Source organism: Klebsiella sp. ZJOU C1 (assembly GCF_035620215.1).
GTDB lineage: Bacteria > Pseudomonadota > Gammaproteobacteria > Enterobacterales > Enterobacteriaceae > Klebsiella > Klebsiella variicola.
The window spans coordinates 1,391,604-1,410,613 of the sequence record NZ_CP141644.1; the positions used below are offsets into that span (position 1 = coordinate 1,391,604).

The following is a 19,010-nucleotide window of genomic DNA, read 5'->3' on the forward strand; positions in this document are numbered from 1 at the left end:
GGGCCGGGTTTCTCCTGTGATAAGTGAATGCGTGTCGTCGCGCAGTCTGGCGGTCAGGCTGGCGAGTCCGGTTTCCATAATGTTCGGTCGACCGCATGGCGCCACTCCTGCCAGCGCGTTTGTAAACGCTGGTGGCGGGCCATGTCGGGCTGAAAGGTGCTGTGTTCGGTTAAGAAGGCCTGCAGATCGGCGGTCGACCCCGGATGGAGCGCTTTGCGTGCCAGCAACGCCGCGCCGATGGCGGACAGCTCCGGCACGTCGCTGCGCATCACCGGGCAGCCGAGCAGATCGGCCTGGTATTGCATCAGCCAGTCATTGTTGGTCGGCCCGCCGTCCACCATCAACGCCGTCAGGGTGAACTCCTCATGCTGACGCATCGCTACCACCACGTCGGCTATCTGATAGGTGATGGACTCCAGCGCCGCACGGATCAGATGCGCGCGTTTCACCCCGCGACTCAGGCCGCAAATCACGCCGCGGGCGCTGTCGTCCCACCAGGGGGCGCCAAGACCGGTCAGCGCCGGCACGAAGTAGACCCCGAGGGTTGAGTCGACGGAGGCGGGGAGGGTATTCAGCTCATGGGCCAGCTCGGCGGCAGAGAGTTCGCTCAGGCCGGTGCTGTCCGCCATCCAGGCGACGGCATCGCCGGTGTGGGGAATATTCCCTTCCAGGCCCCACACCAGTTGGTCGCCATCGTGCCAGGCGACAGTGGTCGCCAGCGCGTCGATATCGCACTTCGCCGATTTGACCGGGGCCATGACCGAAGAGCCGGTGCCGTAGGTGGCTTTGACGCAGCCTGCCTCGCCGAGCGCGTGGCCGAACAGTGCCGCGTGGGAGTCGCCGATCATCGCCATGATCGGAATACCGTCCGGAATGGCGGCCAGTCCTCTGGTATGGCCGAAGAGGCCGCTCGACGGTTTAATGTCCGGCAACGCCGCGCGCGGAATGCCGAACAGCGCCAGCATCTCGTCGTCCCACTCGCCGCGGTGCAGGTTCAGCAGCTGGGTGCGGGCGGCATTGGAGTAGTCGCAGCAGAAGGCTTCTCCAGCGGTCAGATTCCACAGCAGCCAGCTGTCGATGGTGCCGAGGCAAATCTCACCGCGTTCGGCACGCAGGTGGCCATCGACAGTCGCATCCAGCAGCCAGCGCATTTTGGAGGCCGAGAACAGCGGGGCGATTGGCAGGCCGGTGGCACGCTTAATGTGCTGTTCCTGGCGATCGTGACGCAGTGTGTCGCAGAACGCGGCGCTGCGGGTGCATTGCCAGGTGATCGCCGCGTTAATCGGTTCACCGCTGTCGCGATACCAGCCGATGGCGGTTTCCCGCTGGTTGCTGATGGCCAGCGCGGCGACGTTTTCCGCGCCAACGTGGGCCACCGCGCTGGCGATCACCGCCAGCGAGGCGGTAACCAGCGCTTCGCCCGATTGCTCCACCCAGCCGTCGCGCGGCGTTTGGATCGCCAGCGGCTGCGAGAATTTGACGATAACTTTGCCCCGGCTATCCAGCACCACCGCTTTGGCGTTGGTGGTGCCTTCATCCAGGGCAATGATGAACTCTTTTGCTGTCGCCTGCATCGTGCTCTCCTCGGTCACTCGGTGTCCTGGAACCGCGAAGACGAGGAATATCTCCCACCGTCTCCTGCGTCTGTGCAGGCCATGTTGTGACATTTCGTTATCATCTTTTTAATCACTGAATATATATTCGATAGTGATTATTTATTTGATACCTTAAGCCACAAACCCGGTGACGGGCTACCGGAAAAATCATCAATTGTGCTGGCAATCACATTTCGCCGATCGGCGAAAGCGGCAGTTGGCGGCTGGAGTGGCTGATTAACTGATTGAATTTAAATGTATTAATAGAGTCAGCCCTGAAGTTAAAAAAGCACGTCAGGGCGGCAGTGAGGAAAAGCAGCGCGGCAGGTTAGTCGCTAACCAGCATGCGAGCGGTAGGATAATCGGTGATTAAAACATCAATGTAGCCGCCGGTGAGGGCGCCTTTGATGGCCGCGACTTTATCGGTACCGCCGGCCAGCGCGACCACGTTCGGGCATTTTTTGACCTTCTCCAGCGCCATACCGATCACCGGATCTTCATCATCGCGTAACACCGGATGGCCGTTTTTGTCGTAGTAGTGCAGGCAGATATCACCCACCGCGCCGCGCGCCGCCAGCACCTGCAGCATATCTTCGTGATAGTAGTTACCGGAGGTTTTCAGCAGTTGAGAGGGTTCGAGAATGCCGATGCCGACGATGGCGATATCCACTTCATCAAAGCGCGACACCACGTCAGCGACGTCTTTGCTGGCCAGCAGCCGGTTGCGCTCCTCCATGGATCCCTCGATGCTCTGTGACGGCAGCAGCCAGGCGTCGCAATTCAGGCGCTGGGCGAGGGTCTGGGTAAGAATCGTCGCCTGCACGTTACCGTTTGGCCCGACGCCGCCGAGCAGCTGGATCACGCCGCTGGCTTTCAGGTTTTGCGCATGAACTTCATCGACCATCGCGCGAATGGTTGAGCTCCACGAGGAGACGCCAATCAGATCTTTTGGCCGCAGCCGGGTTTCCAGATAGTGGGCGGCAGCGGAGCCAATCGCCCGCTTGATGGTATGATCGCTGGCCTCTTCCTCGGTATCCACCACCACCGCCTGCTTAAGGCCGTAGCGATCCTCAAGCCCTTTTTCGAGCTTCAGAAAGATGTTGGACGGCTGAACGACGCTGATCTTGACGACGCCTTCTTTCTGGCAGCGGGTAATGGCGCGGGAGACAAATGACTGAGACAGCGAGAGAAGTTGGGCGATATCAGACTGCTTTCGTCCTTCCAGATAGTAAAGCGTGGCAATCTTAACCAATAGCCGTTGTTCATCCTGCTTAGCCATATTAATCCTCGAAAATCATTTATCGCCTTTCTTCAGGCGGTTAGCTGCAGCCATTATCGTAGTGACTTTTATCATACGCGAAAAAAAATCAGACTTAAGTGTGACAGGCGTCTAACTTTTGCCAATCCTCAAAATCGACTATGGACAAAAACAAAACAGCCAGGCCATAATCGAATAAAGAATCATTATTGAATATATATTCAAGGCGATTTCAAGTCAATGTGTTTATCCGGGCTTCGCCTGGAGCGGGAGGCAGAATGTTCCTGAGTAGGGCGCTGTGGCAGAAGGCTTACCACCCGGCATGGGGATATCTGGTTTTTTTAGTCCTTGCTGGAATAAATATTCCATGCTGAAAATAAATTCAGAGGTGTGAAATGAATCCCTACAGATATGATATTCAGACGCTGGAGTGTAAAGCCCGCGCGGTGCGGCGCCATATTGTGCGCTTAAACGCCAATAGTCCGGCCGGCGGCCACACCGGGGCTGACCTTTCGCAGGTCGAACTGTTAACCGCGCTCTATTTCCGCGTCCTTAACGTCGCGCCGGACCGGCTCGACGACCCGCAGCGCGATATCTACATCCAGTCGAAAGGCCATGCGGTGGGCTGCTACTACTGCGTCCTGGCGGAAGCGGGATTCTTCCCGGTCGAGTGGCTGGAGACCTACCAGCATGCCAACTCCCATCTCCCCGGCCACCCGGTGCGGCAGAAAACGCCGGGCATCGAGCTCAACACCGGCGCGCTGGGTCACGGTTTGCCTGTTGCGGTGGGGCTGGCGCTGGCCGCGAAGAAAAGCAACAGCACCCGCCGCATTTTTTTGATCACCGGCGACGGCGAACTGGCGGAAGGCAGTAACTGGGAAGCCGCCCTGGCGGCGGCGCACTACGGTCTGGATAACCTGGTCATTATTAATGATAAGAACAACCTCCAGCTGGCCGGGCCGACGCGCGAAATCATGAATACCGATCCGCTGGCCGATAAATGGCGCGCCTTCGGTATGGAAGTCAGCGAGTGCCAGGGTAACGACATGGCCTCGGTGGTCGCGGCCATCGAGGGGCTACAGCAGAACGGTAAACCGAACGTTATTATTGCCAACACCACGAAAGGCGCGGGGATCTCCTTTATCCAGGGGCGCCCGGAGTGGCACCACCGGGTGCCGAAAGGCGAAGAGATCGCTCTGGCGCTGGAGGAACTGAAAGATGAGTAATACAGAACACCTGGCTAACGTCATGGTCGAGGCCTTTATCGCCGCCGTGGAAAGTGGTGTCGATCTGGTGCCGGTGGTGGCCGACTCCACGTCGACGGCTAAAATCGCCCCCTTTATTAAGCAGTTTCCCGGTCGGCTGGTGAACGTCGGCATCGCTGAGCAGAGCATGGTCGGCACCGCCGCCGGTCTGGCGCTGGGCGGCAAAGTGGCGGTGACCTGTAACGCCGCGCCGTTTCTTATCTCGCGGGCCAATGAGCAAATCAAAGTGGATGTCTGCTACAACAACACCAACGTCAAGCTGTTCGGCCTTAACGCCGGAGCCAGCTACGGCCCGCTGGCCAGCACCCACCATGCCATTGACGATCTGGCGGTGATGCGCGGCTTTGGCAATATCCAGATCTTCGCCCCCTCCACGCCGCGCGAATGTCGGCAGATCATCGACTATGCTCTTGCTTATCAGGGCCCGGTCTATATTCGTCTCGATGGCAAGGCGCTGCCGGAGCTGCTTGACGAGTCGTATCGCTTTGTTCCCGGCGCCGTGTTGACCCTGCGCGAAGGCGAGGACGTCGCGCTGGTGGCCACCGGTTCGACGGTGCATGAAGTGGTGGAGGCGGCGCAGCAGCTTGCCGACCTCGGTATCCAGGCGAAAGTGGTCAACGTGCCGTCGATCCGCCCCTGCGATACCGCGGCGCTGCTGGCGGCGCTCCGGCCGTGTGGCTCAGTGATCACCGTCGAAGAGCATAACGTCAACGGCGGGTTGGGTAGCCTGGTGGCGGAGGTGCTGGCGGAAGCGGGGGTGGGCATTGCCCTGCAGCGGTTGGGGATCCCGGACGGGGAGTACGCCGCCGCCGCCGATCGCGGCTGGATGCGCCAGTACCACGGGTTTGATGCCGCCGCCATCGTTGCCCTGGTGCAAAAACGGGGCTGATGGACTGAACGCCCGTCGCGTGAAGCGCGGGCGTTTACTGCTGCAATGCGCAAAGCGTGATGACCTGCTCCTCCGACGCTATCCAGTGCAAGGGATAGCGTTGCTCCGCAAACTCAAGCGCTAAGGTGCTTGCCGTTATGTCCACGATCTGAAAATCGGCGAACCCCAGCGCGCGCTGATTTGCCGCAGGCGTCGCCTTAAACCCACTCTCTTTTGCCGAAAACGCCAGCGTCAGCGCCAGCGGGAAGGGCAGGCCGCTGCGCAGCAGCGCTGTTTTTTCCGTCGGACTGATAATGCTGTCCTCCAGCTCCGCCGCCATCTGGGGGGTAAACCGGCGCTCAATATCGACGCCCACCGGCCGATCGGCGATCACCGCCAGCGCGCGCTGGGCGCAGTGGCTGATGCTACCGAACCAGGGCGTGGGCCACAGCGGCTGGCGCTGGTCGCTGATGGCGGGAGGCTGTTTCTCCCCCACCTCGCGCAGGGCGTATACCGCGGCGATGCGTCCGGCCAGGTGCTCCGCCTGCCGCTTGCGGCCCCAGCCGCTCAGACTGGCGTGATAGGGCAGCCAGAACAGATCTTCAGGCTGGAAAGTCGCCGGGTCGAAGTCGATCTGCTGCAGCGTATAGCCGGCCAGCGGCAGCGTGGCGTGATGGATGCGCATAGGACAAGGTTACCGCGGTTGTCCCCGCCCTTTATCCTGCAAGGGCGGGGGAGGGAGAAGCCGCTATCAGAAGTGGGTGTTGACGCTCATATACCAGGTGCGGCCCGATTCGTTATAGGTCTCGGCACCGGCGCCATACATATAGCCGGTGGTGCCCCCGGTGGTCTGGGCGTTGCCCGCGCGCCAGTGACGCTTGTCGAAGACGTTATCCACGCCGCCGGTCAGACTGACGTATTTGGTGACGTCCCAGGTCGCGCTCAGGCCGAGGATGCTGTAGGGGCTGACCTCGTTCTTCTCGCTGCCGGTAACCGGTTGACCCTTGTAGTTGTACTTCTTCGGCTCCTGCTTGCCGTACCAGGTGAAGGTCGACTGCAGCGAAACGTCATCGCGTACCTGCCAGCTCAGCGTAGAGTTCAGCGTATATTCCGGGATAATCGACAGACGATCGCCGGTCTCTTTGTTCTTACTCTGCAGCATATAGGTGATGTTGTTGGTCCAGTTGACGGTCTCGCTCACCGGCACGTTCAACGTCCCTTCCAGGCCTTCCACCACCGCTTTTGGTACGTTTTCCCATTGGTAGAGGTCGGTGCCGCTGCCGTTGGTATAGACCGGGGCATAGCCCGCTTCAATCTTGTTGCGGTAGTCGTTGCGGAACCAGGTGACGCCCGCCAGCCAACCGTCGCGTTTAAACTCGAGGCCAATCTCTTTGTTGATGCTGGTCTCGGCTTTTAAGTCGTCGTTACCCTGCAGATAGCAGCCGGATTTACTGGCGTAGCAACCCTGGCCTTTGCTGTAGAGAATGTAGTTCGGGTTGGTCTGATACAGGCTCGGCGCTTTATAGGCGCGAGCGATACCCATCTTCAGCGTGAAGTCGTCCCACAGGCCCTGCGACAGGTTGAGGGACGGGCTCCAGTTGTTGCCGACGATGCTGTGATGATCGAAACGCAGCGCCGGGGTTAGCATGGTGGTGTCGGTCAGCTCCATGTTGTTCTCAGCGAACAGCGAGAAGATTTCCGCCTGCGAGTACGGGCTGCGGCCAGTGCTGTCGTAGCCCGGGATGCTGCCGCCCGACAGCGCCTGGGTGTTGGAGGCGTTATCCTTCATCCGCTGCTGGTTCCACTCGCTGCCCAGCGTCAGGTTCTGATTAACCAGATAGTCGAACGGGATGCTGACTTCGCTGTGCAGCATCACATCCGCCAGATCGATATCCGTGAACTGGTTGCTGTTAAAGATCCCCTCGGTGCCCCCGGCCAGGCCTTCGCCTTTGCGCGAGTTGCGGGTGCGCTCGTACTGCGCCCAGTTGCTGGTGGTCACCCCGTTGTCCCAGGCGCCGTTCCAGGTGACCGAGTAGGTGTTACGGTACAGACGGTTGGTCTCTTTACCGTAGTTCTCTTTCACCAGGTCGTTGGAGTTGGTGTTCTGGGTGTCGCCGGCGTAGAGGTTGCCCTGGCGGCTGTAGCCCGCCTCAAACTCCAGCGACTGCATCGGGGCGAATTCCCAGCGCACCAGACCATCGATGTTTTTATTTTGTACCCCTTCGCGCCCGGCAGGCAGGGTGTCGGCATAGATCCCGGTACGTTCGGACTGATGGCCCTGGTTGATATCCCAGGCGTCGGCCTGCGTTTTGTCGAGGTTACCGAACAGACGGAAGCTGAAATCGCCGCCCAGCGGGCCGCTGAGGCTAAAGTTAGTGCGTTTGGTGGAGCCTTCATCCTTGTGCTCCGGGGCGTTCATATAGGTGTTCCATGAGCCGTGCCACTCATCGCCGGTTTTTTTGGTGATGATATTCACCACCCCGCCGGCGGCGCCGTTGCCGTAGCGGGCGGCGGCCGGGCCGCGAATTACTTCGATGCGTTCGATCATCTCCGGCGGCACCCAGCTGGTGTCGCCGCGGGTGTCGCGCTCGCCGCGCCAGCCAAGGCGCACGGAATTGCGGCTGGTGACCGGCTTGCCATCGATCAGGATCAGGGTGTTTTCCGGACCCATGCCGCGGATATCAATCTGGCGGTTATTGCCGCGCTGGCCGCTGGTGGAGTTGCCGGTCAGGTTGACCCCCGGCATGGTGCGAATGATCTCCGAGACGTCGCGCGCCGGCGGGCGTTTGCGGATCTCATCGGCGGTGATGGTGGAGACGCCCGGCGCCTGCAGATTCTGCTCGGCGGCGGTGACCACCATGGTCTCTTCAGCAGCGCTGTTTTTATCGTCGGTGGCGGTTTCCGCTGCGCTTAACGGAAAAGCAACCCCGTAAATTCCCAGATTGACCAGCAAGGCCAGGGATTTGATCCTGTTATTCATTGTTATTCCTGCTCTTTAGTCGCCACGTTCCCCAAACGCCCCTTCCCACCGGGAGGGGAGGCGGCATAAATGTTGCCGGAAGAGGGCAAAGGCACTCCGTCGCTAACTGAATAAGCTCTCTTCGACATGTTTTGTGAAAGACGCGCTTCCCACGGCGCGCTAATACGCTATTGCAAATGCAAATAGTTATCAATAATATTATCAATAAAGAATTACAATTAATTAAAAAAGTCACGCTATACATAGGGTTAATGACAGAATGTTAAGGACAGGAAGCGAGGAGTGGTGGCAAACCCTGCAGGGGCCGCAGTGCCGCGCAGTGGATGGCGTCATCGAGGTGACGTTCTGGTGGCGGGATCCGGCGGGGGATGAAACGCACTCTCCGCGCCGTCGGGTATGGCTCTATATCACCGGCGTGACCGACCACCATCAGAATGCGCGGCCGCAATCGCTGACGCGTCTGCCCGGGACCGACGCCTGGTCCTGGCGAACCACCCTGTCGCCGACCTGGCGCGGTAGCTACTGTTTTATTCCCTCCGACCGTGACGATGATTTTTCCCCTGAGGTGTTCAGCGCTGACGCGCCCGACCGCGCGCTGCTGCGCGAAGGCTGGCGCAAACTGCTGCCGCGGGCGATAGCCGATCCGCTAAACCCGCACAGCTGGCAGGGCGGACGCGGCCATGGCGTGTCGGCCCTGGAGATGCCGCAGGCGCCCGCGCAGCCCGGCTGGGACCAGTTTAATGAGGCGCATCCTCCCGCCCGATGCCTTGAGTGGCGCAGCGCGCGTCTGGGCAACCATCGCCGGGTCTGGATCTACACCACCGGCGAGGCCGTCGACCCGCAAACGCGGCCCCTGGCGATCCTGCTCGACGGCCAGTTCTGGGCCGAGAGCATGCCGGTGTGGTCGCCGCTGGCCGCGCTGACCAACGAGGGGAGTCTGCCGCCGGCGGTCTACCTGCTGATCGATGCGATCGACAACCAGCGCCGCGGGGTTGAGCTGCCCTGTCACCGCGATTTCTGGCTGGCGGTGCAGGAGGAGCTCCTGCCGCTGATCCGCGGCCATGCCCCGTTCAGCGACCGCCCGGAGCGGACAGTGGTGGCCGGGCAAAGCTTCGGCGGCCTGGCGGCGATGTTCGCCGCCCTCAACTGGCCGCAGCGCTTTGGCTGCGTACTCAGCCAGTCAGGCTCCTACTGGTGGCCGCATCGCGATGGCTGCGGGACGGGCTTTATCGGCGAACAGCTTCGCCAGGGTGAGGTGTCCGCGGCCGGGCTGCGCATCTGGCTGGAAGCGGGCCAGCGTGAACCCATTATTTTTCGCGCCAACCAGGCGCTGTTGGCGCAACTCACTACGACACAGCAGACGATTTTCTGGCGTCAGGTTGACGGCGGGCATGATGCGCTTTGCTGGCGCGGCGGGCTGACGGCAGGGCTTATCCAGCTCTGGCAGCCTCTGCTGTCGCACCCTTAGCACCGCGCTTTACGACAGGAGTTTGATATGCAATTCAGTAACCCCTTCGACAATCCGCAAGGGCAGTTTTACATTCTGCGCAATGATCAGCAGCAGTACAGCCTGTGGCCGGCGCACTGCGACCTGCCTGCCGGCTGGGCGGTGGTGTGCCCCCCGCAGTCGGCCGAGGCCTGCAACGCCTGGCTGGCGGCCAACTGGTCAACCCTGACCCCCGCCCATCATGCGTCATAAGGAGCTGACAATGACCACTCGTTTACCGCTGGTTGCCGCGCAGCCGGGGATCTGGATGGCCGAGCGCCTCTCCACTCTGCCAGGCGCCTGGAGCGTGGCCCACTATGTTGAACTGCGGGGCGCGCTCGACCCGGCGCTGCTGGGTAAGGCGATTGTCGCCGGTCTGCAGCAGGCGGACACCCTCAGCCTGCGCTTTGAGGAAGAGGAGGGGGAAGTCTGGCAGTGGGTGGCGGCCGACCGCACCTTTGGCGAACCGTCGATCATTGACCTGCGTACGGCGCCGGATCCGCATCGCGCCGCCACGGAGCGGATGCAGGCGGACCTGGCGCAGGATCTGCGTGTCGACGGCGGCAACCCGCTGGTGTGCCATCAGCTGCTGCGCGTCGGCGACGACCGCTGGTACTGGTATCAGCGATATCACCACTTGCTGGTGGATGGCTTCAGCTTCCCGGCGATAACCCGGCAGATCGCCGCCATTTACCGCGCCTGGCAGCGTGGGGAAGCCACTCCTGAGTCGCCTTTCACCCCCTTCGCCGAGGTGGTGGACGAGTACCAGCGCTACGCCGGCAGCGAGGCCTGGCAGCGGGATAAAGCCTTCTGGCAGGCTCAGCGCCAGGCGTTACCGGCGCCAGCCTCACTCTCTGCCGCGCCGCTGGGCGGACGCGCCGCCGGGAGCGATATCTGGCGGATGAAGCTGGAGATGAACGCCGACGCCTTCCGCCGTCTGGCTGGCCATGCGCCGCAGTGTCAGCCCGCTGACCTGGCGCTGGCGCTCACCACGCTGTGGCTGGGCCGCCTGTGCAACCGGATGGACTACGCGGCGGGCTTTATCTTTATGCGCCGGATGGGTTCAGCCGCGCTGACCTCGACGGGGCCGGTGCTCAATGTCCTGCCTCTGGCGGTGCATATTGACGCCCAGGAGACGCTGGCAGACCTGGCGATGCGCCTCGCCGCTCAGTTGAAAAAGATGCGCCGCCATCAGCGCTATGACGCCGAACAGATCGTTCGCGACAGCGGTAAAGCGGCAGGGGACGAACCGCTGTTCGGCCCGGTGCTGAACGTCAAAGTCTTTGATTACCAGCTGGATATCGATGGTGTGCAGGCAGTGACCCACACCCTCGCCACCGGCCCGGTCAACGATCTCGAGCTGGCGCTGTTCCCGGATGAGACCGGCGGGCTGTCGCTGGAGATCCTCGCCAACAAGGCCCGGTACGACGAAGCCGAGCTCCGTCGCCATGTGGCGAGACTGACCGCGCTGCTGGCGCAGTTCGCCGCCGATCCGGCGCTGCGCTGCGGCGAAGCAGAGATGCTCTCCGCCAACGAGCTGGCCCGGCTGGCGGCGGTCAACGATACCGTTGTGCCGCTGCCTGCCACCACCCTCAGCGCGCTGGTGGCCGACCAGGCGCGGAAGACCCCGGATGCCTCGGCGCTGGCGGACGCCCGCTGGCAGTTCAGCTATCGCGAGATGCGTCAGCAGGTGGTGGCGCTCGCGCAACTGCTGCGTCAGCGCGGCGTGAAGCCGGGCGACAGCGTGGCGGTGGCCCTGCCGCGCTCGGTGTTCCTGACCCTGGCGCTGCATGGCATTGTCGAAGCGGGGGCCGCCTGGCTGCCGCTGGACACCGGCTACCCGGACGACCGCCTGCGGATGATGCTGGAAGACGCCCGGCCGTCGCTGCTGATCACCTCGGAGGATCAACTGGCCCGCTTCAGCGATATTCCGGGGCTGGAAAGCCTCTGCTATCAGCAGCCGCTGGCCGCCGGGGATGACGCGCCGCTGGCGCTGTCAAAACCGGACCATACCGCCTACATCATCTTTACCTCTGGCTCCACCGGGCGGCCTAAAGGGGTGATGGTCGGCCAGACCGCCATCGTCAACCGCCTGCTGTGGATGCAGGATCGCTATCCGTTATCTGCCCAGGACGTGGTGGCGCAGAAAACGCCGTGCAGTTTCGACGTGTCGGTGTGGGAGTTCTGGTGGCCGTTTATCGCCGGCGCGCAGCTGGTGATGGCCGAGCCGGAGGCGCACCGCGACCCGCAGGCGATGCAGCAGTTCTTCGCCCGCTACGGCGTGACCACCACCCACTTTGTGCCGTCGATGCTGGCGGCGTTTGTCGCCTCGCTGGATGCCGACAGCGTCGCTGCCTGCCGCACGCTGCGGCGGGTATTCTGCAGCGGCGAAGCGCTGCCGACGGAATTGTGTCGTGAATGGGGGCGCTTAACCGGCGCGCCGCTGCATAACCTGTACGGCCCGACGGAAGCGGCGGTGGACGTCAGCTGGTACCCGGCCTGCGGATCTGAGCTGGCGGCGGTGACCGGCAGCAGCGTGCCGATTGGCTGGCCGGTGTGGAACACCGGGCTGCGCATTCTCGATGCCGCGATGCGCCCGGTGCCGCCGGGGGTGGCGGGGGATCTTTATCTCACCGGCATCCAGCTGGCGCAGGGCTATCTGGGACGTCCGGACCTCACCGCCAGCCGCTTTATCGCCGACCCGTTTGCCCCCGGTGAGCGGATGTATCGCACCGGCGACGTGGCGCGCTGGCTGACGAACGGCGCGGTGGAGTATCTTGGCCGCAGCGACGACCAGCTGAAGATCCGCGGGCAGCGCATCGAGCTTGGCGAGATTGACCGGGTGATGTCGGGCCTGCCGGACGTGGCGCAGGCGGTGAGTCACGCCTGCGTCTTCAACCAGGCGGCGGCGACCGGCGGCGATGCCCGACAGCTGGTGGGCTATCTGGTCTCTGACTCCGGCCTGCCGCTGGATACCGCGGCGCTGAAAGCGCGGCTGGCGGAACAGCTGCCGCCGCATATGGTGCCGGTGGTGCTGATGCAGCTCGCTGAGCTGCCGCTTAGCGCCAACGGCAAACTGGACCGCAAAGCGCTGCCGCTGCCGACCCTCGGCGGGGAGCGCAGCGGCCGGCCGCCGGAGCCCGGGATGGAAACCCTTGTCGCCACGGCCTTCAGCCAGCTGCTGGGCTGCGAGGTGAACGATATCGACGCCGATTTCTTCGCCCTCGGCGGTCATTCTCTGCTGGCGATGCGTCTGGCGGCACAGCTCAGCCGCCAGCTGGCGCGGCAGGTGACCCCGGGGCAGGTGATGGTGGCCTCGACGGTGGGCAAACTGAGCGCGCTGCTGGCTGCCGATCTCAGCGATGAGCAGGCCCGGCGCCTGGGGCTGGATACGCTTCTGCCGCTGCGCGAGAGCGACGGCCCGACGCTGTTCTGCTTCCATCCGGCCTCCGGCTTCGCCTGGCAGTTCAGCGTGCTGGCGCGCTATCTCAGCCCGCGCTGGTCAATAACCGGTATTCAGTCGCCGCGCCCGCAGGGGCCGATGGCCAGCGCCGCCAGCCTCGACGAGGTGTGCGAGCACCATCTGCGCACGCTGCTGGCGCAGCAGCCGCACGGCCCTTATTACCTGTTTGGGTATTCGCTGGGCGGCACCTTAGCCCAGGGGATTGCCGCCCGCTTGCGCCAGCGCGGCGAAGCGGTGGCCTTCCTCGGCCTGCTGGATACCTGGCCGCCGGAGACGCAAAACTGGGCGGAGAAAGAGGCCAACGGGCTGGATCCCGAGGTACTGGCGGAGATCGACCGCGAGCGCGAAGCGTTCCTCGCTGCCCAGCAGGGGCAAGCCTCCGGCGAGCTGTTCAGCGCTATCGAAGGTAACTATGCCGATGCGGTGCGGCTGTTAACCACCGCCCACAGCGCGAAGTTTGACGGCAAGGCGACGCTTTTCGTGGCGGAGAAGACGCGGCAGGCGGGGATGGATCCGCAGGTCGTATGGGGCCCGTGGGTGGCGGAACTGGAGGTGTTCAGCCAGAACTGCGCCCACGTCGACATTATCTCCCCGCAGGCCTTTGAAGCCATCGGCCCGGTGGTCAGGGAGATTCTGGGGTAACGGTTGAGTTCGGGCTACAGCAGGTAGCCCGGCTCAGCGTAGCGCAAGCCGGCGAAAGAGGAGATTACCGGCGGCCCAGCGGGACCACCAGCGGCGTATGCGCCACCGGATCTTCAATGATCGTGCAGCGCAGACCGTAAATCCGTTCAATCAGATCGGCGGTGACGATCTCCTTCGGCGCCCCCTCGGCGACGATCTTGCCGTCGCGCAGGGCGATCAGGTGGGTGGCGTAGCGGCAGGCCTGGTTAAGATCGTGCAGCACCGCCGCCAGGGTATAGCCCTTCTCGCGATTCAGCTCACTCAATAGCTCCAGCAGATCGATCTGATGGCTGATGTCCAGCCAGGTGGTTGGCTCATCAAGCAGCATAATCGCCGTCTCCTGGGCCAGCACCATCGCAATCCACGCCCGCTGCCGCTGGCCGCCGGAAAGCGTGTCGACGCTCTGCAGCGCCAGATCGCTGATCCCGGTCGCCCGCATCGCCTTGTTCACCGCCTCTTCATCTTCTTTGCGCCAGCGGGTAAACAGCGGCTGGTGCGGATAGCGCCCACGGGCCACCAGCTCCTGCACCGTGATATCGCCAGGAGTGGTGGCATTCTGCGCCAGCAGCCCGATACGGCGGGCAACCTCTTTACTGGCGTACTGCTGGATCTGCGCGCCGTCGAGCCAGACGTGGCCGCTGGCGGGCGTCATCAGGCGACTGAGTGTGCGCAATAGCGTCGACTTGCCGCAGCCGTTGGGGCCGATAATGGCGGTGAAGTGACCGTCAGGGATGGTCACGTTCAGCGACTCGGCGATGGTCTTGTTACCGTAGGCCAGGGTTAACTGCTCGCCGCGCAAACGGGAGGGGACAGCACTCATTTTTTGCGGGACTCCTGAATCAACAATGCAATAAGGTAAATACCGCCGAGGCTGACGGTTAACACGCCAACCGGCAGCTGCCACGGCATAAACAGCCGCTGGGCGCCGTAATCGGCCAGCGCCAGCAGCAGCGCGCCGCACAGGGCCGATTGGGTCAGTCCCCAGCGGGCCGTGCCGCTCAGGCGGCGGGCGATATGCGGCGCCACCAGCGCAATAAATGAGATCGGCCCGGCCAGCGCCGTCGAGGCGGCGGTGAGCACCACCGCCACCAGCATCAGCAGCAGGCGCGAACGCTCGACCTGCACACCCAGCGCGCAGGCGGTATCGTCGCCCATCTCCAGCAGTCGCATCCGGCGAACCAGCAGGGCGCTGCCCACCAGCATCAACAGGATCAGCGGCGCCGACGGCCAGGTTTTACCCCAGGTCAGGCCGTTAAGCGATCCGGCGTTCCACAGGCCCGCAGAAAGGGCGGTCTCCAGCGAGGCGCGCAGCAGCAGCCAGGTGTTGAATGCCACCAGCATGGCGCGCACGCCGATGCCGATAATGATCAGGCGGAAGGTCTCGATCCCGTTGCGCCAGGCCAGCAGCCAGACCACCAGCGAGGTCAACACCCCGCCGGCCATCGCCGCCAGGGCAATCGCCGTCAGGTTCTGGCCGAAGAGGACCATCGCCACCAGCACGCCGCTCCAGGCGCCGGTGTTAAAGCCCATCACGTCCGGGCTGCCGAGCGGGTTGCGGGTCAGCGACTGGAAAATGGCGCCGCTGACGCCGAGCGCGGCGCCGATGAGCAGCGCCATTAACACCCGCGGCAGCCGCCATTCGTTCACCACCATCGCGACGTTGCGCGGCGCATCGCCGAACAGCGCCGAGAACACCTGGTCAATCGTCAGGGGCACCGGGCCTTGCGCCAGCCCGAGCAGGGAAATCAGCAGGCTGGCGGCCATCAGCACCAGGCAACTGGCTATCAGGCGGCGGGACGGGGCAATCACAGGCCACCTCCCCGCGGCTGGCGGCGCACCAGCCAGATCAGCACCGGCGCGCCGAGAAAGGCGCTCACCACCGATACCCGCAGTTCGCCGGGCACCAGCAGGCGGCCAATCACGTCGGCAAACAGCAGCAGGGCCGGGGTGGCGAGCAGGGTGACCGGCAGCGACCAGCGATGATCGGCCCCCACCAGCCAGCGCGCCATATGCGGCATCATCAGGCCGATAAAGGCGATGGGGCCGACGACGGCGGTGGCGCTGCCGCACAGGACGGTGATGACGATCAGGCCGATCAGCTGGGTGCGGGCGACGCGGCTGCCGAGGGCGGTGGCGGTATCGTTGCCGAGGCTCAGGCTGTTAAGCGCCCGGCTCAGCAGCAGGGCGGCGATCCCCGCCATCACCACCGGCAGCAGGACAATTTTCAGCGTCTGCAGGGTGCGGATATCCAGCGAACCGGCCTGCCAGAAGCGCAGCTGATCGTAGACGTCCGGGTTGAGCAGGGCGATGCCGTTGGACAGCCCCTCCAGCACCGCCGCAAGGGCGACCCCGGCGAGGGTGAGGCGCACCGGGCTCAGCTGGCCGCCGCCCTGACTGCCGGTAAAGGCCACCAGCAGCGAGGCGCAGAGCGCGCCGCAAAACGCCAGCAGCAGTTGCTCCTGCGGGGAGGTGATCCCGAACAGCGCCGCGCCGAGGACGATGGCGAAGCTGGCGCCGGAGTTGACCCCCAGCAGGCCGGGGTCGGCCAGCGGGTTGCGGGTGAGCGTTTGCATCAGCGCGCCGGCGAGACCGAGGGCGACGCCGGCCAGCAGACCGGCCAGGGTACGCGGCAGGCGCGCGTCCAGCACGATGGTGCAGTCGGCGCTTTGACAGGTTCCGCTGAAGGCGGTGAATACCGTGCCGATCGGCAACGATTTGGCGCCGATGGTCAGGCTAAGCGCGGCGGCTAAGGCGAGTAACAGCAACAATCCGGGCACGGCGACAGAGCGTACCGCGGTCGTAGAAAACGACATAACTGACATCCCTGATATGATAATGATAGTAATTATCGTTATCGATTTTATTCAGCTATGGTAGCATGACCCACAGTAAAAAGGGTATTAAAAATAACGACAAGGCGCTGTAATGAACCGACAATCCTGGCTGCTCAATCTCAGCCTGCTGAAAACTCACCCGGCGTTTCGCGCCGTTTTTATCGCTCGCTTTATCTCTATTCTGTCGCTTGGCCTGCTGGGCGTGGCCATTCCGGTCCAGATCCAGATGATGACCCATTCGACCTGGCAGGTCGGGCTGTCGGTGACGCTGACCGGCGCGTCGATGTTTGTTGGCTTGATGGTGGGGGGCGTGCTGGCTGACCGCTATGAACGTAAACGCCTGATCCTGCTGGCGCGCGGCACCTGCGGCGTGGGCTTTGTCGGTCTGTGTCTGAACGCCCTGCTGCCGGAGCCGTCGCTGGCGGCGATCTACCTGCTGGGGATCTGGGACGGGTTCTTCGCCTCGTTGGGGGTGACCGCGCTGCTGGCGGCGACCCCGGCGCTGGTGGGGCGGGAAAACCTGATGCAGGCCGGGGCCATCACCATGTTGACGGTGCGCCTTGGCTCGGTGATTTCGCCGATGATCGGCGGCCTGCTGCTGGCCACCGGCGGCGTGGCCTGGAACTTCGGCCTGGCGGCGGCGGGGACCTTTATCACCACCTTAACCCTGCTGCGTCTGCCGCAGCTGCCGCCGCCTCCGCAGCCGCGCGAGCATCCGCTGCGATCTCTGCTGGCGGGGCTGACCTTCCTCTGTCAGAGCCCGCTTATCGGCGGGATTGCGCTGCTTGGCGGTCTGCTGACCATGGCCAGCGCGGTGCGGGTGCTCTATCCGGCGCTGGCCGGGAGCTGGCAGATGTCGGCCGGACAGATTGGCCTGCTGTACGCCGCTATTCCGCTCGGTGCGGCGCTGGGGGCGTTGACCAGCGGTCAGCTGGCCCAGACGGTGCGGCCGGGTGCGCTGATGCTGGCGACCACGGTGGGATCGTTTGTCGCCATTGCGCTGTTCAGCCTGATGCCGCACTGGGCGTTGGGCGCGCTGTGCCTGGCGCTGTTTGGCTGGCTGAGCGCTATTAGCTCGCTGCTGCAGTACACCCTGATCCAGACCCAGACGCCGGAAAATATGCTTGGGCGGATTAATGGTCTGTGGACCGCGCAAAACGTCACCGGCGACGCCATCGGCGCGGCGCTGCTCGGCGGATTAGGGGCGGTGATGACCCCGGCGGCATCCGCCAGCGCCAGCGGCTGGGCGCTGGCGCTCGTCGGCGTGCTGTTGGTGGGGCTGCTACGCGAGCTGCGCCGTTTCCAGCGCCCGGAAATCGTCAACGAAAGTTAAGTAGGGTGCGATTGCCCGGTGGCGGCTACGCCTTACCGGGCCTACAGTCTCGGGCATTGTAGGCCGGTGCAAGCGCCGCGCCGCCCGGCAAGATGTTCAGGCCGCGTACCCGGCCTGATGCCCGGTGGCGGCTACGCCTTACCGGGCCTACGGTCTCGGGTATTGTAGGCCGGGCAAGCGGAGCGCCGCCCGGCAAAGAGTTCAGGTTACGTACCCGTCCTGATGGCACGGCCCGCGTTAGCCGAACAGGCTGGAGAGACGCTGGAGCACCAGCAGGGCGCTGTAGTAGTCAAGACGGAAGGTCTCGGTGCCCAGCGGGTAGACGCGTTTGCCTGCGACCGCCGGGAGATGCGCCAGCAGCGGGTTGGCGTAGATGGCATCCGCATCTTTCTGGTCGCCGGCGAACAGGAACAGGCTCTGGCCGTTCAGACCGGCCGCGAGGTTCTCCCCGCCCAGCTGCACGATATCGTGGCGTTTACCCTGACTATGGCTGGCGGGCAGGCCGCCCGGCAGCGTCGCCAGGTTAAAGCCCAGCTGTTCGAGCATCTGCCCCTGGGCCGATGCCGGCGTCCAGATATTGGCGCTGTGCGCGGCGGCGGTATAGACCAGGGCGGTCACCGGCTGCGGCGGCAGTTTCATTTTTTCTTTTAACGAAACGAGCTGTTTATTGAAGTCGGCTATGCGCGCGCTGGCCTGCTGCTCATGGCCGGTGATCTGCCCCAGTTGGGTGAGCAAGGTTTGCCAGCTTTTATCGTCATAGTTGATGACCAGCGTCGGGGCGATCGTTTTGAGCTGATCGTACAGCGGCAGGGCAGAGTCGCCGCCGGTGGCGCTCACCAGGATCAGATCCGGCATCTGGGCGGCCACCGCTTCCGCGCTTGGTTCGCCGATGTACAGCCGTGCCAGCTTGCGGGCTTTGGCGACCTCGCTCCACTGACGCAGAAAGCCCTGACTATCGGCGACGCGGTTGTTCGGCGTGGTGGCGCCGCTGGCGACCACCGGGGCGTCAATCGCCAGCAGCGAGCCGGTGAGGGTCACGCTGGTGGAGACAATGCGCAGCGGCTGGCTCGGCAGGGTGTGTGTCCCGTAGCTGTCGGTGACCTGGCGCGGCCAGTCCGCCGCCTGGGCTGAGGTAATTCCTAAAAGCAACAGCATGCCGGTCAGCGCACCGCGGCGGCAGAAAGAAAAGAAGTTCACGTCATCGCATCCTGATTCGAAAGGTAATAAATGCGTCTCATTTTCAACTT

General features: G+C 63.5%; 14 protein-coding genes. 6 read left to right on the plus strand and 8 right to left on the minus strand.

Translation table 11 applies throughout. The annotated features are described in order from the left end of the window. Positions 1 to 53 precede the first annotated feature (53 nt). Complete coding sequence (locus tag SPE70_RS06555) at positions 54 to 1,574, minus strand: FGGY family carbohydrate kinase (RefSeq protein ID WP_023297200.1); 1,521 nt, start codon at positions 1,572 to 1,574, stop codon at positions 54 to 56. Between the two features lie 349 nt (positions 1,575 to 1,923). After that, positions 1,924 to 2,874, minus strand: a complete 951-nt coding sequence (locus SPE70_RS06560) for a sugar-binding transcriptional regulator (protein ID WP_002893602.1) — start codon at positions 2,872 to 2,874, stop codon at positions 1,924 to 1,926. 374 nt (positions 2,875 to 3,248) lie between these two features. On the opposite strand from SPE70_RS06560, the gene SPE70_RS06565 reads away from it, so the two are divergent. Both SPE70_RS06565 and SPE70_RS06570 read left to right on the plus strand, forming a co-directional pair. Next, complete coding sequence (locus SPE70_RS06565; RefSeq protein WP_324726525.1) at positions 3,249 to 4,079, plus strand: transketolase; 831 nt, start codon at positions 3,249 to 3,251, stop codon at positions 4,077 to 4,079. After that, the gene (locus SPE70_RS06570; protein ID WP_064170478.1) at positions 4,072 to 5,007 is read left to right on the plus strand and encodes a transketolase family protein; all 936 of its coding nucleotides are present in this window, start codon (positions 4,072 to 4,074) and stop codon (positions 5,005 to 5,007) included. The genes SPE70_RS06565 and SPE70_RS06570 overlap by 8 nt, the downstream gene beginning before the upstream one ends. A 34-nt stretch (positions 5,008 to 5,041) precedes the next feature. Here the strand turns inward: SPE70_RS06570 and entD are convergent, their stop codons facing one another. Then, positions 5,042 to 5,671 carry an enterobactin synthase subunit EntD gene (gene entD, locus SPE70_RS06575; RefSeq protein ID WP_032739299.1) on the minus strand — a complete coding sequence of 210 codons (630 nt, stop codon included), beginning with the start codon at positions 5,669 to 5,671 and terminating at the stop codon, positions 5,042 to 5,044. Between the two features lie 66 nt (positions 5,672 to 5,737). Next, positions 5,738 to 7,966, minus strand: a complete 2,229-nt coding sequence (fepA, locus tag SPE70_RS06580) for a siderophore enterobactin receptor FepA (RefSeq protein WP_064170477.1) — start codon at positions 7,964 to 7,966, stop codon at positions 5,738 to 5,740. 259 nt (positions 7,967 to 8,225) lie between these two features. Here fepA and fes point away from each other — a divergent pair, with 259 nt between their 5' ends. From fes to entF, 3 genes are read left to right on the plus strand one after another with little or no spacing between them, the layout of a single operon-like run. Then, positions 8,226 to 9,434 carry an enterochelin esterase gene (fes, locus tag SPE70_RS06585; protein ID WP_040973835.1) on the plus strand — a complete coding sequence of 403 codons (1,209 nt, stop codon included), beginning with the start codon at positions 8,226 to 8,228 and terminating at the stop codon, positions 9,432 to 9,434. A 27-nt stretch (positions 9,435 to 9,461) separates the two neighbouring features. After that, complete coding sequence (locus SPE70_RS06590) at positions 9,462 to 9,665, plus strand: MbtH family protein (protein WP_004178967.1); 204 nt, start codon at positions 9,462 to 9,464, stop codon at positions 9,663 to 9,665. Positions 9,666 to 9,675: 10 nt separating this feature from the next. After that, positions 9,676 to 13,557, plus strand: coding sequence for an enterobactin non-ribosomal peptide synthetase EntF (gene entF, locus SPE70_RS06595; RefSeq protein WP_086512407.1), 3,882 nt, complete (start codon positions 9,676 to 9,678; stop codon positions 13,555 to 13,557). Between the two features lie 64 nt (positions 13,558 to 13,621). Here the strand turns inward: entF and fepC are convergent, their stop codons facing one another. Genes fepC through fepD form a run of 3 tightly spaced genes read right to left on the minus strand, consistent with a single transcriptional unit; the run spans position 13,622 to position 16,409 of the window. Next, on the minus strand, positions 13,622 to 14,416 hold the full coding sequence (fepC, locus tag SPE70_RS06600; RefSeq protein WP_012542491.1) for an iron-enterobactin ABC transporter ATP-binding protein: 795 nt from the start codon (positions 14,414 to 14,416) through the stop codon (positions 13,622 to 13,624). Then, positions 14,413 to 15,405, minus strand: a complete 993-nt coding sequence (gene fepG / locus SPE70_RS06605; RefSeq protein WP_012968727.1) for an iron-enterobactin ABC transporter permease — start codon at positions 15,403 to 15,405, stop codon at positions 14,413 to 14,415. Before fepG ends, fepC begins: the two co-directional genes overlap by 4 nt. Beyond that, complete coding sequence (fepD, locus tag SPE70_RS06610; RefSeq protein WP_008805582.1) at positions 15,402 to 16,409, minus strand: Fe(3+)-siderophore ABC transporter permease; 1,008 nt, start codon at positions 16,407 to 16,409, stop codon at positions 15,402 to 15,404. The genes fepG and fepD overlap by 4 nt, the downstream gene beginning before the upstream one ends. Before the next feature lie 112 nt (positions 16,410 to 16,521). Here fepD and entS point away from each other — a divergent pair, with 112 nt between their 5' ends. Next, entirely contained in the window at positions 16,522 to 17,763 is a 1,242-nt protein-coding gene (entS, locus tag SPE70_RS06615) for an enterobactin transporter EntS (protein ID WP_008805583.1), read from the plus strand. Positions 17,764 to 18,000: 237 nt separating this feature from the next. On the opposite strand, the gene fepB is transcribed toward entS, so the two are convergent. Next, complete coding sequence (fepB, locus tag SPE70_RS06620) at positions 18,001 to 18,960, minus strand: Fe2+-enterobactin ABC transporter substrate-binding protein (protein WP_008805584.1); 960 nt, start codon at positions 18,958 to 18,960, stop codon at positions 18,001 to 18,003. Positions 18,961 to 19,010: the final 50 nt, after the last annotated feature.